This is a genomic window from Candidatus Nitrosotalea sp. FS (assembly GCF_011319475.1).
GTDB lineage: Archaea > Thermoproteota > Nitrososphaeria > Nitrososphaerales > Nitrosopumilaceae > Nitrosotalea.
The window spans coordinates 1-1,056 of the sequence record NZ_RCMC01000065.1 but is presented as its reverse complement, the minus strand read 5'-3'; the positions used below and the strand labels follow the sequence as shown (position 1 = coordinate 1,056).

General features: G+C 39.2%; 2 pseudogenes. Both read right to left on the bottom strand.

Annotation, left to right across the window (positions count from 1 at the left end):
- Positions 1 to 372: pseudogene (locus tag DYY66_RS13875) on the bottom strand (S-methyl-5-thioribose-1-phosphate isomerase); the annotation flags it as partial.
- A gap of 1 nt (position 373) precedes the next feature.
- A pseudogene (locus DYY66_RS13870) lies at positions 374 to 896 on the bottom strand (S-methyl-5-thioribose-1-phosphate isomerase); the annotation flags it as partial.
- Between the last annotated feature and the right edge of the window lie 160 nt (positions 897 to 1,056).

Sequence of the window (1,056 nt, the reverse complement as noted above, 5' to 3'; positions counted from 1 at the left end):
TCAAAAGCTGGATTTATTACATTAATGTCGTCAGGGGCAGTCTTTTTACCTGCTACTCCAGTTACCTCACTTGATTTTCGTTGTTCTATTACAACATCTTTAGGAGTACTTTTCATATCAAATGTAGAGAGCGGTGCAGCTACATAGAATGGTATTCCATGTTGTTTTGCCATTAATGCAACTTGGTATGTTCCAATTTTGTTGTATACATGCCCAGTAGCAAGTATTCTATCAGCTCCTACAATTACTTTGGATACCAATCCATTTGCCATGGAGTATCCAACTGCTGTATCAGGTATCAGGCTAACATCAATTCCATCATGTTTTAGTTCAAATACAGTAAGCCTAGAGCCTTGCATTACTGGTCTTGTTNCAACTGCTGTATCAGGTATCAGGCTAACATCAATTCCATCGTGTTTTAGTTCAAATGCAGTAAGCCTAGAGCCCTGCATTACCGGTCTTGTCTCTGTTGCTATCACCTTGATCTTTTTCCCACTCTCTTTTGTAGCTCTTATCACTCCAAGAGCAGTTCCATAAGCAACGGTGGCAAGAGCTCCTGCATTGCAGTGAGTCATTATGGTATCATTATTATCAAATAGGTGTGAGCCATTTTTGCCCATGCGTTTGTTTATGTCAATGTCTTCTTCTGCCATAGTCTTTGCTTCGTTTACAATTGTACTTCGTATTTCAGACGCATTTGTTCCTGATCTTGCAAGATTCATTATTCTTTCTAGTCCCCATGCAAGATTAATTGCCGTAGGTCTTGTCTCAAAAAGAATTTTTTTTGCGTGTTCTAGATCTTTAATGAGATCATCTTTGTCTGTTGCCTTGCTTTGCAATGCAGCAAGTGCAAGACCAAACGCCCCAGATACTCCAATGGCAGGAGCACCTCTGACNCATTATTGTGTCATTGTTATCAAACAGGTACGAGCCATTTTTTCCCATGCGCTTGTTTATATCAATGTCTTCTTCAGCCATAATCTTTGCTTCATTTACAATGTTATTTCGGATTTCAGGAGCATCTTTTCCTGATCTTGCAATATTCATTATTCTTTC